Here is a 21564-nt window from a genome sequence, read left to right as displayed (position 1 = left end):
AAACCTGCGTTCAGGGCCATCGCATTCAGCGGCTTGTGAGCCAGCATGCCGGTGGGCCGTTTGGCTAGGTTTGCTCAAGGGTCACCGGGCTGACGAAGCCGTCCGGCTTCACCGCCAGCACCGAGCAATCGAGCCGGTGCAAGATGGTCTCGGCGGTATTGCCCATCAGCAGCCCGGCGATCCCGGTGCGGGCCACGGTGCCCATCACCAGGATGTCGGCCTCGATCCGGGTCGCCACGGCCGGCAGCTCGACGCGCGGCGAGCCCTTGGGCAGATGCCGCACCGGTTTCAGCCAATCGCTCGCCTCGCGGCCGATCCGGCTCTGCAGGTCCACGAGCGCCTGCTCGAGCGCCTGAGCATGTCGGCGGCGCTCGGCCTCGATGTAGGCATCGATCTTGGTCTCGGCCGGGGTGGCGATCAGGCCGCCGCGCAGCAGCGGCTCGCCTAATGCCTGCCAGGCATGCGCCACATGCAGCTCGGCGAATTCCGAGACCGCCAGCGCTGCGGCCAGGTCGAGGATGCGGGCGTTCAGTGCCTGTTGCTGCTGCTGTTCCTTGCGCTCGGTGACCGGGGTGACGTCGACCGCCGCCAGGACGCGCTGAAAGTTCAGGGCCGCATCCGGCCGGCTGAGCCAGACCGGGCACGGACATTTGCGCAGCAGGTGCAGATCGGTGCTGCCGAAGAGCGAGCCTCGCTGCGGCTGACCGCTGACGCACTTGATGATCAGATCCCGCCCGTGGCGCAGCACATCCCGGATCAGCTCCAGGAACGGCCTGCCGGTCAGGACTTGGGCCTCGATGCGCAGCCCGTCTTGATAGGGCGCGATCAACTGCTGCAGCGTCGCTGCGCGCTCGCGCCGGCTCGCCTCCTGCAGCGCATCGGTGGTCAGCTCCAGCCCTTCGAGCCGCGTGCCCGGCGGCAGCGGCTCGATCACCTCGGTGACGGTGAGCCGGGCCTGATTCGCGCGCGCCGGCGCCGCGGCGCGCTCCAGACCGCAGGCCGGGCTCGCGTCGCGCTCGACCACGTAGAGGATGTTGTCGAAGGGCTGCATCGTTTTCTAGAGCAGGCTCACTTGAAGCGCTCCCGCGCCTTGTGCAGCGCATCGCTCAGGCTGTGCCAGGCGTGCTCGAAGCCGTCCTTCACATCATCCCAGGCCTCATCGCTGGCGGCCTGGAGCTTGGCGAGCTGCTCTTGGGCGTGGTCACGGCGTTCGCGCAGTTTCTCGACCTCCTCTTGGTAATGGATCTTGGCGTCGGCCCGGGCCTCATCGGCCTTGGCCTTGAGCTTCTCGATCTCGGCATTCCACTGGTCGAGCTGGGCCTTGGTCTTCTCGATGTAGGCGTTCTTCTCGGTCATCGTTGGGTCCTCCTCGGTTGGCTTGCTGCGCTTTGCGTGGGCGGCCTGTTCAGTGTTCAGTTACTGCATCGGCGCCCGTCCGCATCCGCCCGTCCCGAGCCTGCCCGTCCTTCGGGCAGGGCATCGCGAACGGTGATACGCTGGGTTGATATAAGTCAGTATAGGACAGCACCGCGACGATGAGCTTTGCCCGTGGCCGGAGCGTGCGAGCGGTGCTGCAGCCCGGCGAGGTCACATGATCGGAATCGTGGCGTAGCCTTGGGCCTGATAGCCGATCTGCGAGACGAAGGTGTTGCCGACGTGCTCGATGCTCGGCAGCAGCGTCTCCGGGTCGACGTTGTTCAGGCGCGTCGCCACCGAGCAGGCCTCGGCGCGCACGTTCGGCTTTGCCAGCATCGCCGCGAGCTGCGCGGCGATGCCCTCGCGCTGGACCTCCTCATCGAGCGACACCTCGGCGTGCTCGGTCGTGATCAACCGCACCGAGGGGCCGCGGAAGGTCAGCACCATGTCCGGCTCCACGCCCTGGCGCTTCAGGTCCTCGTAGGTCTCGTCCATGACCTTGAGATAGAGCAGCAGCTTTTTCGGACTGGCCATGTTGATGTCCCAGGCGATCTTGCCCGCGCTGACGCCGGCTAGGGACTGGGTATCGCTGGGTTTCTCAGTGCTGGGTTTCTCGGCACTGGCGAGGCCGGGGAGGAGGAGCGCTAGGAGCAGGGCCGGCAGCCAAAGCGGGGTGTTCTGCATGATAAGGTGTCTTTTGATTGTTGATGGTGTTGTTGCTGGGAGGCGAACGCCGGATGATGGCCTCTCGGCACGCGGCGCAGCATGACCGGCTGCTCGGTGATCCGAGAATCCGATTCGCGATGCTATTCTGCATGCGTTCGACGCGATTCCCAAGGTGGGGGATCGGGAAGGTCGGCGGAAGGCGGGCAGGTTAAGCAGAAGGCGATCGCCCGCACCGTTCCCTCATGATGGAACTCGATACCTCGATCGCGCTGCTCGCGGCGGAGCTGAGCGAGTGACCAAAGAGCGCGACCCCTCAGCGCCGGCTCGATGCCGGGGTTGGGGTCTAATGCGGCGTTTGCTGCGGTTCGATGGACTGGCGCAGGATGGCGATCGGTGCGCCGCCGCATCAGCTATCATTGACCGATGCTGTGTCTCCAAGCCTTCAGGTTCGAACTGATGCCCAATGGCGCCCAAGACCGGGACATGCGCCGCCTTGCGGGCTCGTGACGCGTCGTCTTCAACGAGGCCCTGGCGATGCAGCAGGCCCGCCACGCCGAGGGGGAGTCATCCCATGCAACACCTTGATCTCATCGTGCGCGAAGCCGCGGATCTCGCCGACGCACAGCGCGCTGAAGTGCTCGACTTCATTGGCTACCTTAAGACCCGCCATCCCGTCGAGCGCAACCCAGATGCCGAGCAGCGTCTCGCTGAGTTGACGGCCTTCTTCGCGCCTTACCGCAAGGACCTGAGCGGCTTCATGTTCGACCGCGACGAGGCCAATGCCCGCTGATTTCCTCGACTCGAACATCGTCCTCTACAGCCTGGCCAAGGACGATGCCAAACAGCACAGGGCGCTCGCGCTGCTGGCTGCTGAAGCGGTGATCTCCACCCAGGTTCTGAGTGAGGTGGCGAACGTCATGCGGCGCAAGCTCGGCTACGAGCTCGAAGCGATTCGAGCCGTGCTGTTGCGGCTGATGGGAACCGCACAGCTGCACCCGGTCGCGCCATCAACCATCTTGCTCGCGTTAGACATCGCGCAACGCTACGGCTTCTCGTACTACGACAGCCAGATCCTGGCCGCGGCGCAAGAAGCCGGCTGCACTCGAGTCTATTCAGAGGATCTGCAGCACGGACAGGTGCTCGCCTCTGGACTCACGATCATCAATCCTTGGTCTGCTTCATCCGCAGGAGATAGGAACTGAAGAAGAAGGGCCGCAGCATCGACGGCTTTCGCTATCCCGATCCTCAACTGCAATCAACCGGCGTTCTGCCGTGTGCCGGCGGAGGCCTACGAGGCGTTGCTGAACCGATCGCGATCATCCTGACGCACCTGACCCAGGGTCGCGAGCGTCTGCAGCAGCTCGGCGACCTTTTTCGTCGGCGCGCGCTTGAACAGGCGCGCGATCTGCTCCGCGCTGGCTGGGCCGGGGTGCTGGTCCAATTGCTCGCGCACCGCCTGGAACTGGTCGGGCAGGCCCTTAGGGCCAGGGGCGCTTGGCCGCCGCGGCCGGCTCGGGCGCGGTGCCGGCCCCGCCGTCGACGGCGAGCCCGTCGGCGCCTTGGCCATCCGGGTTCTGGAATTCGGGCCGCAGCCAGCGCACGCGCCCGCAAGCCTCCTCGGCGGCGCGCTCGGCGTTGAGCGCGACCAGCCGGCTCAACAGTTCCTCTTCCGCGGCGGCCTGCTCAGCGGGCTTGTCCGGCAGCGGGGTCGTGCCGCCGGGGCGGCCGATCAGCGCCGGGGCGAGGTCGTCCCAGCCATAGGCCGCGAGCACAGCGGCGTCGAGCTCGTCGTGGAGCTGGGCTAGCAGCGAGACCAGGCCCTGGTCGTGGAGGGTCTTCTCCTTGGTAGACCTCTACCGGCACGCGGGCCTGCTCGTCCGGGACCGGCTCGCCGGTGACCGGGTGCGACTTCAGCGTGCGTCCGTCCCAGCGGGTGATCGGGCGGCCCTGGTCGTCGCGCGCATACTCGATCGCGTCCCAGGCGAGCACCGCGTCGCGATTGGCGATGTTGTGGACGTCCTTGAGCAGCGGTTCGCGCGGCGGGGTCTTAGCGAAGGTGCGGAAGTGCCATTGCAGGTAGCCGATCCAGAGCACGGTCTCGGCGATGCGCGCGGCGCGCGGGTTGGTCTCGAGGCCGAGCATCTGCTCCGGGCTGACGGTGCCGCCTTCCAGCTCCAGGCACTGCTGGGTGAAGCCGAGATCGCCGAGGGCCGCGAGCACCTCGCCCTCGAGCCGCTTGAGATGCTCTAGGGTCACATAGAGGAAGTTGCCGCTGCCGCAGGCCGGGTCGAGCACGCGCACGGTGCACAGCCGGCGGTGGTAGGCGCGCACGGCGTCGATGGCCTGGTCGCGCTTGCCGTCCTGGTCGAGCTGGAAGGCGCTGGCCTGGACGTTGGCCCAGTCGGCGCGTAGCGGCTCGATCACGGTCGGCAGCACCAGGCGCTCGACGTAGGCGCGCGGGGTGTAGTGGGCGCCGAGCTTGTGGCGCTCGATCGGGTCCAGCGCGCGCTCGAGCAGGGTGCCGAAGATGGCCGGCTCGACCTCCTTTCTCAGCGCCCCCTGCGCGGCGTTCGGCGCCCCATAACGCACCGGTCTGGAAAACTTGCTGAGCTTCTTCTCGGCAACCGCCTGCTTGACCCATTGGTTGACCTGGGTCTTGCTGAGCGCGAACGCCTCAGCGAGCTTGGCCCAACCAGAACGAAGCTGCTGTGAGGTGCCATATAAGTAACGGCTAATGCCGTTCGCCGCGGGAAGGCTTCGAGGCGACCTTCCGCAGAGGCAGCCGATGCAACCGCACCGCCCGCTCGGTAACCGTCACCATGGCACCGGCCTTGATCTGCTCTCGGAGCTGTTCCAAGAGTTGTGCGATCAGCATCGCGGCTTCTGGGCCGCGCAGGCCTTCGCGGCGGATGCGAATCACCGAAGGTTTGCTGGCGCCGCTAATGGCCAGGAGGCGATGGAAGTCGGAGTCGAGGGTCACAACTGTGCGCTCCTGTTCGAGCGCCAATGTCATGATCTCTTCGTCGGTGGACCGGCTGTAGCCGATGTCGGCGACATGGCAGACATCAATGCCCTGATCGGCGAGGCGCTGCACAGAGCTGCGCGGCAGTCCCTGGTCGAGGAGCAGCCGGGTCACGCAGCACCCAGATGGACGATCTGATCGTCGAGGTTCGAGGCGGCGAACTCGAGTGCCTGGCGGATATCATCGTCCTCGAGCTCCGGGTACTCGCGCTTGAGCTCTGCACGATCCGGATACAGAGCTGTCGCCTCCACGACGCGGCGCACGGTCAGGCGCATACCGCGGATGCATGGTTGCCCGTTCATCTGCTCCGGATCGATGGTGATTCGATCAAATGGTGTATTCATGGTGCCTCCTTCCTTTAGTGATCAGTGCCAAAAGCGCTCAAACCGTTTGGCGGGCGTTCGCGTATAGATGGCCGTGTGTTTCGGGTCGCGGTGGCCGAGGTCGTCTTGGATCGTGGGAGAGCCAATATCCTACAGTTCCAGGGGTGCGGAGGTGCTACATCAGGAACTCCTTATATGGCGCCTCACAGCAGCTTCGCTCTTGTTGGACCAGCTTGGCATACACCGCGAGCCCCGCATCCGCAAGGCAGTAGATGTACTTGTGCTTTGGCGGCGCGTGGCCGCGGGCCTCGTCGATGATCGCCGAGAACGGCAACCCGAGCCGATCGGCCAGACGCCGGTCAAGGCTGGGGACCAGATCCGGATGGCAGTGCGAGTTCGGCGGAAAAGCGCTCAATGAGTCTTGGCGTCGTGCTGGAAACCTACTTGAGGCGAGGGCCCTATCGAGGCCGCTGCGACCGTCAGGTATGCTGCGATGCAGTGCTCTCAGTTTTCGACTGGGCGCAACCGCTTTCTACGAATACCACGCATGAGTACAGCCCAAGATGTGGGACCAACGCTTCGACCGCGACGACTATCTCTACGGCACCGAGCCGAGTCAGTTCCTGGTGGCGCAGCGCGATCGGCTGCGGCCGGGGCAGCGCGCGCTGGTGATCGCCGAGGGCGAGGGCCGCAATGCCGTCTATCTGGCGCAGCAGGGACTCGAGGTCACGGCGCTGGACAGCTCCCGGGTGGCCCTGGCGAAGGCGCAGCGGCTCGCCGCGGAGCGCGCGGTGGCGGTCGACTTCCGCTACGCCGACCTGGCCCATTGGCAGTGGGAGCCCGGTGCCTATGACCTGGTCGTGGCCATCTTCATCCAGTTCGCCGATCCTGCGCTGCGGGCCGCGATCTTCGCCGGCATGCAGCAGACCCTGGCTCCCGGTGGCCTGCTCCTGCTGCACGGCTTCACCCCAGCACAGCTTGCCTACGGCACCGGCGGTCCGCCCTGCGCCGAGCTGCTGTACACGCCCGAGCTGCTGCGCGATGCGTTCGCCGAGATGGAGATTCTCACACTCGACGAGTATGAGCTCGAGCTCCAGGAAGGCAGTGGCCATGCCGGGCACGCGGCGTTGATCGACCTGGTCGCGCGCAAGCCGAGCTGAGCTTTGAGCCACGCGGCCTTCAGCTCGCTGAATGCAGGAAGTGCTCGAGCTCCTCGATCGGCATGGGTCGGGCGAAATAGAACCCCTGATAATAGCTGCAGCCTTGTGCGTGGAGGAACTGGCGGGCGCTTTCGGTCTCGACGCCCTCGGCGATGACGTCGAGCCCAAGGCTTTGCCCCAGCGTGGTGATCGTGCGCACGATGGCGGCATTGCTGCCTTCGGGCGAGAGCTCGCGCACGAACGACTGGTCGATCTTGAGCTCATCGACCGGCAAGGAGCGCAGATACGCGAGCGATGAGAAGCCGGTGCCGAAGTCATCGAGCGATAATCGCAGCCCGCGCGCCTTCAATTGCGCCATGGTCTCGGTGACCCGATCCAGGTCGTCGAACAGGAGACTCTCGGTGATCTCGAGCTTCAGCCGCGCCGGGTCCGCGCCGGAGGCATCCAGGGTATCGGCGACCAGCGAGACGAAATTCGGCTGCTGGAATTGCTTCGGGCTGACATTGACCGAGAGGCTGAGCCGCCGCGAGACCGGATCATGCGCCCAACGGGCCAGCTGCTCGCAGGCGCTGTGCAGTATCCATTGCCCCATCGGCAGAATCAGGCCGGACTGCTCGGCCAGTGGAATGAAATCACCTGGCGAGATCAGCCCTTTATCGGGGTCCTGCCAGCGGACCAGCACCTCGGCCCCCTGGGTTCGGCCTTCGGCGTCCACCTGGGGCTGATAATGGAGCTGGAGCTGCCCGGGGATCGCCTTGCGCAGCAGGGCCTCCAGCTCTACCCGGTGCTCCAGCGCCAGCTGCATGCCGGAATCGAAGAAATGCAGGCAATCGCGGCCGATCTTCCGGACCTGCAGCATCGCCGCATCGGCGCGCTTGAGCAGCGCGGTGACGCTGTCGGAGCGCCCGTCGAAGAGGCTGATGCCCATGCTGGCGGTCATCACGTAGTCGCTGCCACCGATCTGAATCGGCTGGCGGATGGCCGCGAGCAATTGCTCGCCCGCCTCCTTGGCTTGCAGCAGCGCGGGGTCGGTCTGGGCATCGAGGTCTTCGATGATGACGACGAATTCGTCGCTGCCGAGGCGGGCGACGGTGTCATCGCCACCGACTGCGGCAACCAGGTTGCGTGCGACCTCGAGCAGGACCTTGTCGCCGACATCATGGCCTTGGGTGTCGTTCAGCGCGCTGAAGTCGTCGAGGTCGATGAAGAACACCGCGCCGTGGCGGCGGGCGCGCTCGCTGGTGCGCAGCGCCTGCTGCAGCCGGTCGATGAACAGCCGACGGTTGGGCAGCTTGGTCAGCACATCGAAATAGGAGAGGCTGTGGATCTGGGCCTCGGCCTGCTTGTGCCGGGAGAGGTCCTCGAAGGCGCCGACATAGTGACTGACGCGGCCGGCCTCATCGAGCACGGTCGAGATGTGCAGCCACACCGGATAGATCTGGCCGTTCTTGCGCCGGTTCCAGATCTCGCCCTGCCATTGCCCGTGCGCGCGCAAGTCCTGCCACATCGCCTGATAGAAGGCGGCATCGTGGCGCCCCGATTTGAGCAGCGCGGGGGTCCGGCCGATGACCTCGTCTTGGCGGTAGCCGGTGGTCTCGCAGAAGGCCCGATTGACGCGCAGGATGTGCTGCGCATCATCGGTGATCACCATCGCCTGACGGGTCTCGAAGGCGGTGGCGGCGATGCGCATCTCCCGCTGCGCCTCCTTTTGCCGGGTGATGTCTTCGGTGAAGATGACGATACCGCCGATCGACTGATCCGCCCTGTACCAGGGCCTCACCTCCCAGCGTTGCCATTGGGTGCGGCCATCGGGGCGGACGAAGAAATCGTTGTCAGCGCGCAAGACCTCACCGCGCAGGGCGCGTTGATGGATCGCGCGCCAGCGTTGCGGGATCTCGGGGAAGACCTCGTAATGGCCGCGCCCCCGGAGATCCGCGTCGGGCAGGGAAAAGTCCTTGAGCCAGCGGTCGCTGACCATCATGAAACGCATCTCGTCATCGAACATCGCCAGCGCTGCGGGCGCGTGCTGGATGAACAGCCGCTGTCGGGCCTCGCTTTCCTGCAGCGCCCGTTCGGCCTGCTCACGTGCATCGATATCCTCGATCACCGAGACGAAATAGTCGGGCCGGCCGCGGGCGTCGCGGACCAGCGATACCGTCAGATTGGCCCAGAACAGATGGCCATCCTTGTGCTGGTAGCGCTTTTCGAGCGCATAGGTGTCGCGCTCTCCGGCCGACACCGCGCGCATCAGCTCGAGGTCGGCATCGAGGTCGTCGGGATGCGTGAGGTCCTGAAAGGACCGCGCCAACAGCTCATCGGCGGAGTAGCCGAGGATCGTGCAGAGCTTCCGGTTCACCCGCAGCCAGCGTCCATCCGGGGCCACCTGCGCGATGCCGACAGCGGCTTGGTCGAAGGTTGCCAGGAAGCGTGCCTCGCTGCGGGCGAGCTGGCGCTGGCGCACGGCGAGCATGCCGTACAGCAGCAGGGCGGTGGCGGCGATGAAGGCGATGCCCTTGTACTGCTGCCATTGCACCAGCTGCGCTGCATCGTGCGCCAGCAGGCCGAGGAGCCAGTCGGAGAGGATGATCCAGAGGCTGCCGAAGGCGAGATAGACCAGGATGATCCATGCCGGGGAGCTATTCCAACGCATGCCCAGGGTTCCGTTGGCAGTGGGTCCGGCAACATTATGCCGCAGCACATCGGTGCATGCCCGGCCCGCTTCCTCGAAGCGATTGCCTGTGGGCGCTATCCGGGCGCGCTATCCGGGCGCACTGTCCGGGTGGCCTATTCGGGCGCGCGGTCAGCGCCTCGCTCGGCTCGGCTCAGCGCAACAGCAAGGTCGGTACCTTCGCCGAGCGCAGCAGGTCCGTCGTCTTGCTGCCGAACAGCAGGCTGCGCAGCGGTGAGTGGCCGTAGGCGCCCATCAGCAGCATGTCGATCGACTGCTCGTGCACATACTGGGCGATGACGCGCTCGGTGTCGCCGGGGATCAGCGCGACGGTGACCTCGAGCCCGGCCTGCTCCAGCGTGTTGCGCGCCCAGTCGAGCTGCTTCTCGCTGTCGCGGCGGGCCTTGCCGCTCATCAGTACATGCACCGGTAAGCCGCGGAAGAGCGGGCTCGCGGCGACCATCTCGACGCCGCGCCTGGTCATACTGCCGCCGTCGAACGCGATCAGCACCCGCTCTGGCTCGCTGAACTGATCGGTGACGGCGAGGATCGGCTTGCTCAGCGAGCGGATCATCCGCTCGACATTGCGCCCGAGGTCGCGCTGGGTGGTCTCGGCCGACTCGCCGCGGCGCCCGAGCACGAATAACCTGACCTGGTCCTGAGCGCCGACCAGCGTCTCCTCAAGATCGCCGTAGCGCTGGCGCACATCGGGCGACTCGACGCCGAGCTCGATCGCCCGCTCGCGCAGGCTGTTGAGCAGCTCGCGGCCGCGCTCGCGGTTGGCCTTGCTGCGCGATTCATCGCGCTCGGCTAGCTCGCTGAGCAGGTTTTGCTGGGCATTGACGCCAATGGCGCCGCTGTGATCCTTCCCGATCGCAACCTCGGCGTCGCGGTCGAGGATATGCAGCAGCTCCAGTGGGACGCCCATCTGCCGTGCCGCCCAGGACGCGGCATCGGTGACGTAATCGGCAAAGTGCGAATGATCGACACAGGCCAACACCTTGTCTTGTGCCTGCATGGGGTCTTGCATCGGGATCGGTCCTCGTTCGCGCCGGTTAAGGGTCCATCAGCGGCCGATCAGTGGCCCATCAGGCTCTCGACCGCATCGGGCTTGTCATGCACTGCGAAACGGTCAACCAGGGTGCGGCTGGCCTCGTTGAGCCCGACGACCTCGACCTCGGTGCCCTCCCGGCGGAATTTGAGCACGACCTTGTCGAGGGCTGTAACCGCGGTGATGTCCCAGAAGTGCGCGCGGCTGACGTCGATGACGACCTTTTCGATCACCTCCTTGTAGTCGAAGGCGGCGACGAAGCGATCGGCCGACGAGAAGAACACCTGGCCAACGACCTGGTAGACGCGCTCGCGCCCCTCGCGCGTCGGGGTGGAGCCGACATAGAGCACTCGGCTGACCTTCTGCGCGAAGAAGAAGCCCGAGAGCAGCACCCCGACCAGCACGCCCTGGGCCAGGTCATGGGTGAAGACGGTGACGGCGACGGTGGCGAGCATCACGATGTTGGCGTCGAACGGATGCTCACGCAGGTTCTTGAACGAGGCCCAGTTGAAGGTGCCGATCGAGACCATGATCATCACCGCGACCAGCGCCGCCATCGGGATCTTCGCGACCCAGTCATTGGCGAAGACCACTAGGATCAGCAGGAAGACACCGGCGGTCAGGGTCGACAGGCGCCCGCGGCCGCCCGATTTCACGTTGATCACGGTCTGGCCGATCATCGCGCAGCCGGCCATGCCGCCGAAGAAGCCGGTGACCACATTGGCGGTGCCCTGACCGACGCACTCGCGGTTCTTGTTGCTCTTGGAGTCGGTCAGGTCATCGACGATGGTTGCTGTCATCATCGACTCGAGCAGGCCGACCACGGCCATGGTCGCCGAGACCGGCAGGATGATCTGCAGGGTCTCGAGGTTGAGCGGGATGTCCGGGATCAGGAAGACCGGCAGGGTATCGGGCATCTGGCCCATGTCGCCGACGGTGCGGATGTCCAGGCCCAGGTAGAGCGCTGCCGCGGTCAGCGCGACGATCGCGACCAGCGGCGACGGGATGGTCTTGGTCAGGTACGGGAACAGGTAGATGATCGCGAGCCCGGCCGCGAGCACCCCATAGACCTCCCAGGTCAGGTTCGCGCCGGTGATCTCGGGCAGTTGCGCCATGAAGATCAGGATCGCGAGCGCATTGACGAAGCCGGTGATCACCGAGCGCGAGACGAAGCGCATCAGATTGCCGAGCTTGAGCCAGCCGGCCAGCACCTGCAGCACACCGGTCAGCACGGTCGCGGCGAGCAGGTATTGCAGGCCATGATCGGCGACCAGATCGACCATCAGCACCGCCATCGCTGCGGTCGCCGCCGAGATCATGCCCGGCCGTCCGCCGACGAACGCGGTGACCACGGCGATACAGAACGAGGCGTAGAGCCCGACCTTGGGATCGACGCCGGCGATGATCGAGAAGGCGATCGCCTCTGGGATCAACGCGAGCGCGACGACGAGTCCGGCGAGCAGGTCGTTGGGGATGTTGGAAAGCCAGTCCTTGCGAAGTGATTTCATAGCGGCAATGGAATCAGTCGCGACGGCAATGCGGCTTGCGAATAAGGGTCAAGAGCCGTGGAGTACGGCTAAGACGAGGACGTCAGCATCAAGCGCGCGGCATCGCGGTGGGGTAACGGCGGGAGTCCGACGGACTCGAGTGGCGCTTGGTGCCTACATCGGCGGGGTCTCTCCGGCGGGCGGTCTGGTGGTCCGACTTGGGAAACGGGTGGCGAGTATACAGGGAACCGCCTCCGGTTGAAACGGCGCCGGCCGGCTCCGGGCAGACCTGATGGTCGGCTCATAGGCTTCGTCAGCAGCAATAGGCGGGATTGGATGCCGCAGGAACAAGTCTTGGGTGAACGCTCAGGCGCGAGTCCCTCGGCCGGCGGGGAGCGCCGCATGCTGATCCAGCTGGTCGTTTAGCCGAGCAAGATGGCGCTGCAGGCGGCAGCGCTGAACGATTCGTCGGTCGCGTCCGGGGCGCCTGCCAGCGAGCCGTCGGATGCACTGCTATCCTGAGGGTTCCGTCTCGCATTGGAGTTCGGGGCAGCACCCTCAGCCCATAGGTCCGCCAGACAGGTCGATGAAGACGCACCGCCGCCGGAATGACCTTAGCAGCCAAAGCCCCCAGTCCGACCGCGGCCACTCGATCACGCAACGCGGTGCGCTCGCTGTGGGCGTCGCCGCGATGCTCGGCGTGCTCGGCGGTGTCGGGCTGTTCACGCTCGGCTACGGCAACGGGCTGTCCTATCTGACCAACGACCCGACCGCTTGCATCAATTGTCACGTGATGCAGGACCACTACGATGCCTGGGTCAAGTCGAGCCACCACGGTGTCGCCGGCTGCAACGACTGCCATCTGCCCCATGATTTCATCGGTAAATGGCTGACCAAGGCCGACAACGGCTTCTTCCATGCGCTGGCCTTCACCACCGGCGCGTTCCACGAGCCGATCCAGATCAAGGCGCGCAATCAGCGGGTCGCGCAGGCCGCGTGCCTGCATTGCCACCGCGCGCTCGTCGATCACTTGCTTCCGGCCGAGCCAGGCGCCGGGATGCAGCAATGCGTCCACTGTCACAGTGACGTTGGCCATGCGCAGCGGCGCTAGCGACCATAGCGGCGCGCCACGCTGGAGAATGAAGCGCTCGTCGCCGTGGTTTCACGGTCACTCGCTGTCGATCACGGACTTGCTGCTGATCGGCCGCAAAGCGGGCCGCAATCTATCCTGAATCAACCGATTGAGAGGTTCATGATGACGCCGCCTTCCCACGACACCGAGCAACCGGCGCATCCGCATGCTGAGGCTCCACGCATCCGCCCAAGCATCGGGTCAGGCCGCCGGCCGGCGCGCCGGCAGCCTTTGCTCGCTTCGGGGCGGCATCGGGCCCGCCGCAGCCCGCAAGCAGGCCGCGCGCTCGTCCTTGGCCTGGTCTTCGTCGGTGCCGCCGTCGCGACGCTCATCGTGACCTACGTGCTGATCACGATGTTCACGCACAAGCAGGACGCCCGCCAGCCGTTCGTTCGGGTGGTCGAGGTCGATGAGCTGACGACCGATCCCGAGCCCTGGGGCAAGAACTGGCCGCATCAGTTCGCGGGCTGGAAGTCGACCTCGGGCGGCGAGTTCTATGGCGGCAGCAGCGCGATGCCGCAGAGCAAGCTCGAGACCCACCCCTGGCTCAAGCGGCTCTATGCCGGCTACGCCTTCAGTATCGATTACCGCGAGGCCCGCGGCCACGCCTACATGCTCTACGATCAGGGTGTGACCGAACGCGTCACCCAGAAGCCGCAGGCGGGCGCCTGCCTCCACTGCCATGCATCGATGAACGTGCTCTACCGTCGTGTCGGTCTGGAGGCAATGGGCGAGGAGATCACCGACGAGAAGCTCGCTGCCGAGTTCAATCAGCCAGCGGTGATCCGCGGCTTCAAGGAACTCAGCCAGGAGCCCTATCAGGAGGTGCTGGCGATGCTCTATGCCACGCCGGACGGCACCCCGGGCGAGAACGAGCCGGTGTTTCCGCAGGCGCCGCCCGGCGGATACACCGGCGAGTATGCCGGTGAGGCCATCTCCGAGGAGCATGCGCAGATGCTCGGCGAGGCGCATCCGGTCAGCTGCATCGACTGCCATGATCCCGAGACCATGCAGATCCGGGTGACCCGCCCGGGCTTCCTGCTCGGTGTCGCCGAGCTGGCCGCGGGCGAGGGCGCGGTGCCGCACCTGCCGAGCATCCAGCAGTGGCGCCAGGGCAGCCGCAGCGAGCCTTATGACCCCAACGAATTGGCGACGCCGCAGGAGATGCGCTCGTTCGTCTGTGGCCAGTGCCACGTCGAGTACTACTGCGCTAACCGGGACACCCTAACCTTCCCCTGGGGCAAGGGGCTGAGCGCCGACGACGCGGAGGCCTATTGGGAGGAGGCGACCTTCCCGGACGGCACTGGCTTCTATGACTACCAGCACGGCGAGACCGGAGCCGAGGTGTTCAAGGTCCAGCACCCCGAGTTCGAGCTCTGGAGCCAGGGCATCCACGCCCGCAGCGGGGTGAGCTGCGCCGACTGCCATATGCCCTATGAGCGCAAAGGCGCGATGAAGGTCAGCAATCACAACGTGCGCAGCCCGATGGAGAACATCAACAGCGCCTGCCAGACCTGCCACAACGTGCCCGAGGCCGAGCTACGCGCCCGGGTCGGTGCGATCCAAAGCCGCACCATGGCGCTGACCGAGCGCGCCGGCGAGGCGATGACCGCGATGCTCGATGCGATCATGGAGGCCAAGGCCGGCGGTGCCGGCGAGGCCGAGCTCGACGAGGTGTTCGAGCTTCAGCGCAAGGCGATGTGGCGGCTCGATTACATCAGCAGCGAGAACTCCAAGGGCTTCCATGCCGATCAGGAATCGGCGCGGCTGCTCGCCGAGTCGATCGACTACAGCCGCCAGGCCCAGGCCGCGGCCCTGCGCCTGCGTGCTCCCGCCGCCCCGAGCACCGAGGCCCTGCCGACCGAGCCGGTCCAAGGGGTGACGCCGACCGAGCAGGCGCCGGTGCGAAGCGAGTGAGGGAGCCAGCTCCTCTTAGCTGCTCGGCGTGATCGACTTCCCGCCCCCTGACCCGGCGCGCGGTCTGGCGCCGCATCCAATCCTGTGGGAACCTGGTGGCATGCGGTCGTCGGTGACCTTGCTCAGCAGCAGAAGCTGTGCTGAACGTTTACCGTGATCACGCGGAATTCATCGTCCGGGGTGGCGCCGTGCCATGAACGTTAGACGGGAGCCTCGCCAATAGCTGCGCATTCACTCTCCCGGCGGGTGCGTCCATGTTGGTGAAGAGAGCAGTCGGTGCGCCTGAGCGGTGGTTTCGTGTCCAAGCTGTCAGCGCCCTCCAGGTCCGGACGACCGCGATTCCATGTGAGTACATGTGACCGCAAGGCGAGGAATGCCTGGAGGCTTCCCGGAGTTTTGCTCGGTTTTCGTTTCTCACGAAGTGGATGGAGAGCACGCGAGTAGGGGGCATCATTATGGAGGACTATACTGCGGCAGCCAGGCGCCACTGGGCGGATGCCCAGCTGTTGGACCGGGAGCAAAGGCGGCAAAACGCCGATCACCACTACGGCTTCGCGGCGGAGTGCGCGTTGAAGTCGGCGCTGCAGGCTATGGGGTACTTTCGCGAGGAGGCACACCGTAAGCATATCAATGTGCTGTGGAACAGGATGCAGGCAACGGCCTTTCAGCACCGGTTTCCCGGCCTCGTAGGGCTGCTTGCCGGTAGCAATCGCTTCGACGATTGGGATGTGGAGCAGCGCTATCACGGTGATGGCGCCGTAACCGAGGAAGCTATCAAGGTTCATCGGGACTGTGCCCATCGCCTGTTGCGCGCCGTGGGCCTTTTCCGAGGATAGCTTATGGTCCGCTTTCACGACGCCCTCGATATCGCGCGGGATTTCGCCAAGGAGAAGCTTGCCGGATTCGGCCCCGTCTACCTGATCCGTGACTTGGTCGGTCGGGTCTCGGTCGCTGTCGATGTTCCCCGTGCGCACCTGGAAGCACGAGCCACCCTGTCCGAGGCCTTGCATCACAGCCTCGGCGCCTTCGGCCCAGGCCCGGACGAGGCAGTGCAAACCCGTGATGACCTGCTCCTGCCGGAGGAGATTTTTGGGGGCAGCGAGTCGATCCGCCTTGATGATGAGCCGTTGGCGGTTTATCTCGTGGACCGCCTAATGAACAACCAGGACTGGCTGCGAACGCCGCTTGTAGATCGGGCGCCGCTGCCAACCGCGGTGGCGTTCAGCCTCAAGGGAGGAGTGGGACGCTCCACCACCTTTGCCGCGTGGGCGCACTACCTGGCGGGTCTGGCATACAAGGTGCTCGTCGTCGATCTCGACCTGGAGGCACCCGGCCTGCAGAGCCTGCTATTGCGCGAGGCGCCGGAGGACCCCCGCCGAGATCTTCGCCCCGACTACGGCGTGGTGGATTGGTTGGTGGAGGGCCGCGTCGGACAGGCCGACCCCGACCTTTTCGAGGAAATGCTCGGCAGAGTCGACCTGGCGCCGGGCACCCCCGGGGAGATTCGAGTAATTCCGGCCTTCGGCAAGAAAACCCGGGACTATGTGGCTAAGCTGGGCCGTGCCTACCTGCCGGTGATGGGCGCGGACGGTGCAGAGCGGGGCTTCGCGGAGGCGGTGCTGGAACTGTTGAAGGCCGGAAAGGGCCGGGCCGAGCCCTTCGATGTGGCCTTACTCGATGCCCGGGCCGGTATGCACGACATCGGTGCGGCGGCGGTCACGCGGCTGGGAGCCCATGCCTTTCTCTTCGCTCGGGACGATTCCCAGACCTGGACCGCCTACGATCACTTGTTCAAGCACCTGCGGTGGTCTCCGGCTGTGGAATACGGCATGCCGGACCGCGATCTGCGCTGGCGGTTGACCACGGTGGGCGCCATGTCAGGGGGGATGGAGCGCGATTTCGATGCGCTGCGGGGGCATTCCTATGCCACCTGGCAATCGCTCTACGATGAGGAGCAGGAGCCGACTCCGGGAACCCCGGAAGAGACCGACGAGGGTATGCCCCACTGGCCGCTGCCGGTGTATTCGGTCGACGATTTGCGTGGGGCATCCTTCCAGGAACCAGACCTGGCGCCGGCGCGGCATGTGATGGAGCGTGCGTTTGAGGGCTTTTTCGACACCGCGACGCGGCAACTGCTCACGGATGATGGGGAAGGCAACCCATGAAACCCGATCGCGATGCCGGTCTCGCGCTGCGTGCCGCTATTGGTGAGCTGCCGGATGTCTCTGCGCAAGAGGGCCTGACACCGCCCGGGCCCGGCGAGCTCTATGTGCCCGAGAGTCACACCAAGGCGCTCAACCTGGACACCACCGTGGTGGTTGGTATGCGGGGGGCCGGCAAGTCGGTGTGGACGGCGGCTTTGTTCGACGATGCGGCTCGGCAGCGTTTGGTGGGCGCCGGGGCTCCGAAAACGCTGAAGGATACCCATGTTCGGGTCGGCTTCAGTAATGATCCGTATCAGGGGGGGCATCCCGACTCGGAGAGTCTGGGCATGCTGCTGGACCGAGGGCTGGAGCCCCGGCATATTTGGCGCGGTGTACTGGCGCGGCAGTTGGCAGATGTTTGTGGACTTCCGTTCTCGTCCAATCGTTTCGATCAGGCAGCTCAATGGGCACGGGAAGACCCCGAGTCCTTCAACGAACTGCTCGGCAAAGCGGCGACTTCCCTGAAGCAGAATGGGAGGTACCTGCTCCTGATTTTCGATTCCCTCGACACGACGGTCCCGGGGAGCTGGAAGGAGGTCCGCGCCCTGGCACGTGGAGCACTCGAAGTTGCCTTGGCCTGCCGGCCGTACCCGAACATTCGGCTGAAGTTCTTCATCCGTCCCGACATGGAGGAGGACGAGGGGGTCTTCGACGTCCGAGATAGCTCAAAACTTCGGCACAATCGCGTAGATCTCGTCTGGCGGCCGGTGGATCTCTACGGCTTGCTCTTCCACACCCTGGCGAATGGCTCCGCGGGCGATCACTTCCGGCAGTTGGCCGAACGAATCACTAGACTGCGGTGGAAGTCGGCGGACGGTTTTTGGCGGGCGCCGGATGCGATGAGGGGCAACGAGGAGAACCAACGGCCGATCCTGGAAGCCATTGCCGGCCCTTATATGGGAACCAACCCCCGGCGTGGCTATACCTATACCTGGATCACGGGCCATCTGGCCGACGCCTACGGCCGAATCGCCCCGCGTAGTCTGTTGCTTGCCCTTCGCAAGGCCGCGGATATCACCCACGAAAAGCATTCGGGGCACGACCATCCCTTGCACTATGAGGCAATCAAGCGCGGCGTGGCCGAGGCATCCGCGATCCGTGTCGACGAGCTGAGCCGGGAGGACTACCCCTGGGTGGCACCGTTACTGAGGCAGCTGCACGGTATGGCGGTCCCGCTAGAGATCCGCGAATTGGGAGAGAAATGGACGACCTTGGTCTTACATGAAGTGCTGCGGGTCTCGAATGAAAAGCTGCCGCCGCGCCGCTACGCGTCTACGGCGGAGAACGGTCGAAGTATTGAACTTCTCGTCGGCGACCTAGAGGCGCTCGGCGTCCTCTATCGAACCGACGACGGCCGCATCAACATCCCAGATATCTTTCGTGTGGGCTTTGGAATCCGTCGTAAAGGGGGGGTACGCCCCCCCAGGTAAAAGCCGAATTGCAAATCAGTCCAGCTGCGTATGCATGTTATCGTGGTTTGTATCGACACTCGCGCACGATGAGTCCGTTCAAAGTCAAAACTCTGGATGTCGCCGCGTTGGAGCCAGGTGATCGACCAGCAAGGCCACTAGGGAACTACAGCAAGGTGGATAGGGCGCGGCTCGAGACGAACAGGCCCAGCGCCGTCAGCAGCGCTGCATACAGGCGCTGGACCGAGACGGCGTGCCGTTCCAGCATTGCCAGCAGTCCGGTGCGAACCATCACCAACACGACGCTCGAATACCAGAGGGCGTCGATGCTGCCGATGGTGAGCACCAGCAGGGTCTTGGTCCCTAGCCCCTGATCGGGGGTGATGAAGGGCGCGAACAGCGCCAGCATGAATACAGCGAGCTTCGGGTTCAGGAAGGCGATCATGAAGCCGTCGCGGGCCGCCGCGCCGATGCCGGCATCGCTGCGCGTCCTGCCGTTCGGCGCCCGCGTGGCGGCACGCTGACGGAGCGCGCCGCGCGCGAGATAGAACAGATAGCCGGCTGCAGCCAGTTGCAGCAAGGCGAAGAGGGTGCGGGATGCAGTGAGCAGTGCCGCCAGTCCGGCCACCGTGAGCGCCGCGTAGAGCGCGACCGCGAGCCCATGGGCGATGGCGGCGGCAAGCCCTGCCGGAGGCCCGCTGCGCAGCATGCTGCCGAGCACCACCGCCAGGCTCGGGCCCGGCGTCATGGCGCCAAGCAAGCAGAGCAGCGCAAGCGAGAGCCAGGCTTCCAGTAACATGTTCGTGCAACCCCGGTTCCTGCATCAGCGCCCGTTCGAGTATGCCGCAGGTACTGTGGTCAGCGCTCAAGAGATGGCAAAGGGGGCAGGGCCGTTGGTCGAGATAGAGATCCCGGCGTCAGCCGATCTGCACGACCAAGATGACCAATAGGTCTGCTTCGCGCTCGCAGAGTAGCCGCCAATCACCATGTTGCTATCCCGTTATCTGGCGAGCTTGAGCGTACAGGTCACCGCGGCCTATCTCGCGCTCGGCCTCCTGTTGGCTGCGGCCGGCCTCTATACGATCGGCGCCTTCCAGCGTCAGTTGGGCTCGATCGGGCTGGTGAATCAGGCCGCGCAGCTGGAACTGACGGTCGAGCAGATGCATGCGCAGGGGATGAACTACTGGCAGAACGCCCCCCGTGACTATCCGACCTATTACCGCGACGTCCGACTCTACTATCAGGACCTGTTGGCTCAGGTCGAGACGATCGACGCGATCGTTGCCACCTTCATGAGCGGTGATTTCCGCGGTGCACTGCCGATGTGGCTGCCGAGCTGGCTGCAGCCGCATCTGGGGGCGAAGGCCGAAGCGGCAACCATTGCGCTGGAGCGCACCTGGGAGCAATGGCGCGCCGAGCTGTTTGCGGCACTGGGCGATGACGAAGACGAGCCGCGCCTCGAGTGGGCGGCCGAGCATGTGATCGAGGCGCACAATCGGCTGATGGCGGCGGTCGACGCCTTCGCTCAGGCGTTGCGCGATTGGGCCGAGGACGAGTACCGGGTGATGACGCAGGGCACGCTCGTCGTCGCCGCGGTGTCCCTGGTGATCGCGGTGCTGCTGCTCGCCTTGCTGCAATGGAAGGTGCTGCGGCCGCTGCGACGCGCCACGGCCGGGTTCCAGCGCGTGGCCGACGGCGACTTCGGCCACCGGCTGCCGGTTGCCGGCACCACCGAGATCCAGGATCTGACCGCCAGCTTCAATCGCCTCTCGGAGCGGCTCGATCTGCTCTATCGGCTGATCCAGGGGCTGCAGCAGGGACAGGACCTGGATCAGCTGATGGGGTTGCTCAACACCGAGTTCCGGCCGCTGCTGGGCTGCGACTGGAGCGGTCTGTTGTTCATCGACGAGCGCCGCGCCAACGCCCGCGTCGAGACCAGCTGGCTCGATGGCGCACCCCAGCCCGGTGATCAGCGCCGCTATCGTCTCAAGGGGACCCTGCTCGAGCAGGTCCTGGCCGAAGAGGCGCCGCTGCACGTGAACGGGATGGTCGAGCGCGCACGCGAGAACCCGGCCTATGAGCTGCTGCGCCACCTGGTTGCGCTCGGGATGCAGGACGCGATCTTCCTGCCGTTGACGCCCCAGACCCAGACCCCGGTGCCTGCGGTGGTGGTCTTTGCGACCCGTGATCCGGATGGCTTCGGCGGCGCCCGGCGGCGTCTGCTCGGCAACATCGCCCAACTGCTCACCCAGGGCGTCGGCCGCACGGCGCGCCTGGCCGAGCAGGCCCGGCTAGCCGCCATCGGGGAGTTCGCCTCCGGCATCGCGCACGAGCTACGCTCGCCGTTGACGACCATCGCCATGGCACTCGGCTATCTGGCCGAGCACGAGCAGGAGCCGCGGGCCAAGCGTCGCGTCGATCTGGCCGTGGGCGAGGCCGAGCGCATGCGTCGGCTGCTGGACGATATCCTGCTCTATGCCAAGCCGCTGAGCTTGGAGCTGCGCCCGCTCGCGCTCGGAGCACTGTTGGCCGAGCACGTGGCCGCAGCCGCCGAGCGTCACCCCGGCTACCGCCTCGAGTGCGCGTCACCCGCAGGCGAGCTGGAAGTCATGGCCGATCGCGATCGGCTGCGACAGGTGCTGACCAACCTGACCGACAACGCCTGCGAGGCGGCACCCGAGGGGGCTGTGATCCGCTGGCGTCTCGTCGATCTGGGAACCGATGACGAGCCCGGGGAGGTACGGCTTTCGGTGCACAATCAGGGCGAGCCGATCCCGTCGGAGCTCCTGCCGCGCCTCACCGAGCCGTTCTTCAGCACGAAATCGAACGGCACCGGTCTGGGCTTGGCCATCGTCCGGCGGCTGGTCGAGCAGCATGGCGGTCGGCTCGCAATTCGCTCGAGCGTGGAGGCGGGCACGACGATCGAGATCGACCTGCCGCGCTGGATCGATTGAAGCGCCGATGCTTGCGAGCGGCAGGTGGACTTAGGCGATTGCCGGAAAAGCTCGTACCGAATTGCGCAGGATTGTCGTTTGCCTTCGAGGAGCGTCGCCGGGAGCATAGCCGGGCTATGTGACCGGCGGCGCGACGAAGAAGGCGAGCGAAAAGA

23 protein-coding genes and 1 pseudogene are annotated in these 21564 nt (G+C 65.6%); 11 read left to right on the top strand and 13 right to left on the bottom strand.

All coding sequences use genetic code 11. From position 1 onward, the window contains the following. Window positions 1-64 precede the first annotated feature (64 nt). From CKO40_RS15130 to CKO40_RS15120, 3 genes are all read right to left on the bottom strand, one after another. Complete coding sequence (locus tag CKO40_RS15130) at window positions 65-1051, bottom strand: universal stress protein (protein WP_200347099.1); 987 nt, start codon at window positions 1049-1051, stop codon at window positions 65-67. 17 nt (window positions 1052-1068) lie between these two features. Next, window positions 1069-1356, bottom strand: a complete 288-nt coding sequence (locus CKO40_RS15125) for a sll1863 family stress response protein (RefSeq protein ID WP_200347098.1) — start codon at window positions 1354-1356, stop codon at window positions 1069-1071. 231 nt (window positions 1357-1587) lie between these two features. Further along, window positions 1588-2100: a hypothetical protein gene (locus tag CKO40_RS15120; protein ID WP_200347097.1), complete on the bottom strand. Its 513-nt coding sequence runs from the start codon at window positions 2098-2100 to the stop codon at window positions 1588-1590. 405 nt (window positions 2101-2505) lie between these two features. On the opposite strand from CKO40_RS15120, the gene CKO40_RS25175 reads away from it, so the two are divergent. From CKO40_RS25175 to CKO40_RS15110, 3 genes are all read left to right on the top strand, one after another. Then, a complete protein-coding gene (locus tag CKO40_RS25175) occupies window positions 2506-2589 on the top strand; it encodes a helix-turn-helix domain-containing protein (RefSeq protein WP_338074190.1) in 84 nt (27 codons plus the stop codon). A 64-nt stretch (window positions 2590-2653) separates the two neighbouring features. Then, window positions 2654-2872: a hypothetical protein gene (locus tag CKO40_RS15115; protein ID WP_200347096.1), complete on the top strand. Its 219-nt coding sequence runs from the start codon at window positions 2654-2656 to the stop codon at window positions 2870-2872. Next, a complete protein-coding gene (locus tag CKO40_RS15110; protein ID WP_200347095.1) occupies window positions 2862-3284 on the top strand; it encodes a PIN domain-containing protein in 423 nt (140 codons plus the stop codon). Before CKO40_RS15115 ends, CKO40_RS15110 begins: the two co-directional genes overlap by 11 nt. Before the next feature lie 86 nt (window positions 3285-3370). Here CKO40_RS15110 and CKO40_RS25400 read toward each other — a convergent pair whose 3' ends face one another. The 6 genes and pseudogenes from CKO40_RS25400 to CKO40_RS15080 form a co-directional block, all read right to left on the bottom strand. Further along, entirely contained in the window at window positions 3371-3535 is a 165-nt protein-coding gene (locus tag CKO40_RS25400; RefSeq protein ID WP_200347094.1) for a hypothetical protein, read from the bottom strand. 25 nt (window positions 3536-3560) lie between these two features. Continuing rightward, window positions 3561-3740, bottom strand: coding sequence for a hypothetical protein (locus tag CKO40_RS25395; protein ID WP_200347093.1), 180 nt, complete (start codon window positions 3738-3740; stop codon window positions 3561-3563). Window positions 3741-3927: 187 nt separating this feature from the next. Further along, window positions 3928-4623: pseudogene (locus tag CKO40_RS25390) on the bottom strand (DNA methyltransferase); the annotation flags it as partial. Window positions 4624-4813: 190 nt separating this feature from the next. Continuing rightward, window positions 4814-5218, bottom strand: a complete 405-nt coding sequence (locus CKO40_RS15090) for a DUF5615 family PIN-like protein (RefSeq protein ID WP_338074188.1) — start codon at window positions 5216-5218, stop codon at window positions 4814-4816. Continuing rightward, window positions 5215-5448, bottom strand: coding sequence for a DUF433 domain-containing protein (locus CKO40_RS15085; RefSeq protein ID WP_200347087.1), 234 nt, complete (start codon window positions 5446-5448; stop codon window positions 5215-5217). The genes CKO40_RS15090 and CKO40_RS15085 overlap by 4 nt, the downstream gene beginning before the upstream one ends. Before the next feature lie 154 nt (window positions 5449-5602). Beyond that, a complete protein-coding gene (locus tag CKO40_RS15080; RefSeq protein ID WP_200347085.1) occupies window positions 5603-5842 on the bottom strand; it encodes a hypothetical protein in 240 nt (79 codons plus the stop codon). Between the two features lie 148 nt (window positions 5843-5990). On the opposite strand from CKO40_RS15080, the gene CKO40_RS15075 reads away from it, so the two are divergent. Next, window positions 5991-6587 carry an SAM-dependent methyltransferase gene (locus tag CKO40_RS15075; protein ID WP_200347084.1) on the top strand — a complete coding sequence of 199 codons (597 nt, stop codon included), beginning with the start codon at window positions 5991-5993 and terminating at the stop codon, window positions 6585-6587. Between the two features lie 19 nt (window positions 6588-6606). Here the strand turns inward: CKO40_RS15075 and CKO40_RS15070 are convergent, their stop codons facing one another. The 3 genes from CKO40_RS15070 to CKO40_RS15060 form a co-directional block, all read right to left on the bottom strand. Next, window positions 6607-9237 carry a sensor domain-containing protein gene (locus tag CKO40_RS15070; RefSeq protein WP_200347082.1) on the bottom strand — a complete coding sequence of 877 codons (2631 nt, stop codon included), beginning with the start codon at window positions 9235-9237 and terminating at the stop codon, window positions 6607-6609. A 172-nt stretch (window positions 9238-9409) separates the two neighbouring features. Further along, window positions 9410-10285 carry a universal stress protein gene (locus CKO40_RS15065; protein ID WP_476702804.1) on the bottom strand — a complete coding sequence of 292 codons (876 nt, stop codon included), beginning with the start codon at window positions 10283-10285 and terminating at the stop codon, window positions 9410-9412. Between the two features lie 47 nt (window positions 10286-10332). Continuing rightward, complete coding sequence (locus CKO40_RS15060; RefSeq protein WP_200347080.1) at window positions 10333-11814, bottom strand: SulP family inorganic anion transporter; 1482 nt, start codon at window positions 11812-11814, stop codon at window positions 10333-10335. Window positions 11815-12379: 565 nt separating this feature from the next. Here CKO40_RS15060 and nrfH point away from each other — a divergent pair. The 5 genes from nrfH to CKO40_RS15035 all read left to right on the top strand — a co-directional run bounded on the left by nrfH (window position 12380) and on the right by CKO40_RS15035 (window position 18476). Continuing rightward, a complete protein-coding gene (gene nrfH, locus CKO40_RS15055) occupies window positions 12380-12904 on the top strand; it encodes a cytochrome c nitrite reductase small subunit (RefSeq protein ID WP_200347078.1) in 525 nt (174 codons plus the stop codon). A 144-nt stretch (window positions 12905-13048) separates the two neighbouring features. Beyond that, window positions 13049-14842, top strand: coding sequence for an ammonia-forming cytochrome c nitrite reductase subunit c552 (locus CKO40_RS15050; protein ID WP_200347076.1), 1794 nt, complete (start codon window positions 13049-13051; stop codon window positions 14840-14842). 455 nt (window positions 14843-15297) lie between these two features. Then, complete coding sequence (locus CKO40_RS15045; protein ID WP_200347074.1) at window positions 15298-15678, top strand: hypothetical protein; 381 nt, start codon at window positions 15298-15300, stop codon at window positions 15676-15678. A gap of 3 nt (window positions 15679-15681) precedes the next feature. Beyond that, the gene (locus CKO40_RS15040) at window positions 15682-17007 is read left to right on the top strand and encodes a KGGVGR-motif variant AAA ATPase (protein ID WP_200347073.1); all 1326 of its coding nucleotides are present in this window, start codon (window positions 15682-15684) and stop codon (window positions 17005-17007) included. After that, window positions 17004-18476, top strand: a complete 1473-nt coding sequence (locus CKO40_RS15035; protein WP_200347072.1) for a hypothetical protein — start codon at window positions 17004-17006, stop codon at window positions 18474-18476. Before CKO40_RS15040 ends, CKO40_RS15035 begins: the two co-directional genes overlap by 4 nt. A 145-nt stretch (window positions 18477-18621) precedes the next feature. Here CKO40_RS15035 and CKO40_RS15030 read toward each other — a convergent pair whose 3' ends face one another. Continuing rightward, complete coding sequence (locus CKO40_RS15030) at window positions 18622-19254, bottom strand: LysE family translocator (protein WP_200347071.1); 633 nt, start codon at window positions 19252-19254, stop codon at window positions 18622-18624. Between CKO40_RS15030 and CKO40_RS15025 the strand changes: the two genes are divergently transcribed. Both CKO40_RS15025 and CKO40_RS15020 read left to right on the top strand, forming a co-directional pair. Then, window positions 19253-19405 carry a hypothetical protein gene (locus tag CKO40_RS15025; RefSeq protein WP_200347070.1) on the top strand — a complete coding sequence of 51 codons (153 nt, stop codon included), beginning with the start codon at window positions 19253-19255 and terminating at the stop codon, window positions 19403-19405. The two genes, CKO40_RS15030 and CKO40_RS15025, sit on opposite strands and share 2 nt — an antisense overlap. 36 nt (window positions 19406-19441) lie before the next feature. Continuing rightward, entirely contained in the window at window positions 19442-21409 is a 1968-nt protein-coding gene (locus CKO40_RS15020; RefSeq protein ID WP_200347069.1) for a sensor histidine kinase, read from the top strand. The last annotated feature ends 155 nt before the right edge of the window (window positions 21410-21564 follow it).

It is taken from the genome of Halochromatium glycolicum (genome assembly GCF_016584085.1).
Lineage (GTDB): Bacteria > Pseudomonadota > Gammaproteobacteria > Chromatiales > Chromatiaceae > Lamprobacter > Lamprobacter glycolicus.
Note: the sequence above shows the minus strand (reverse complement) of the source record. Positions and strands in the feature narration are given on the sequence as shown.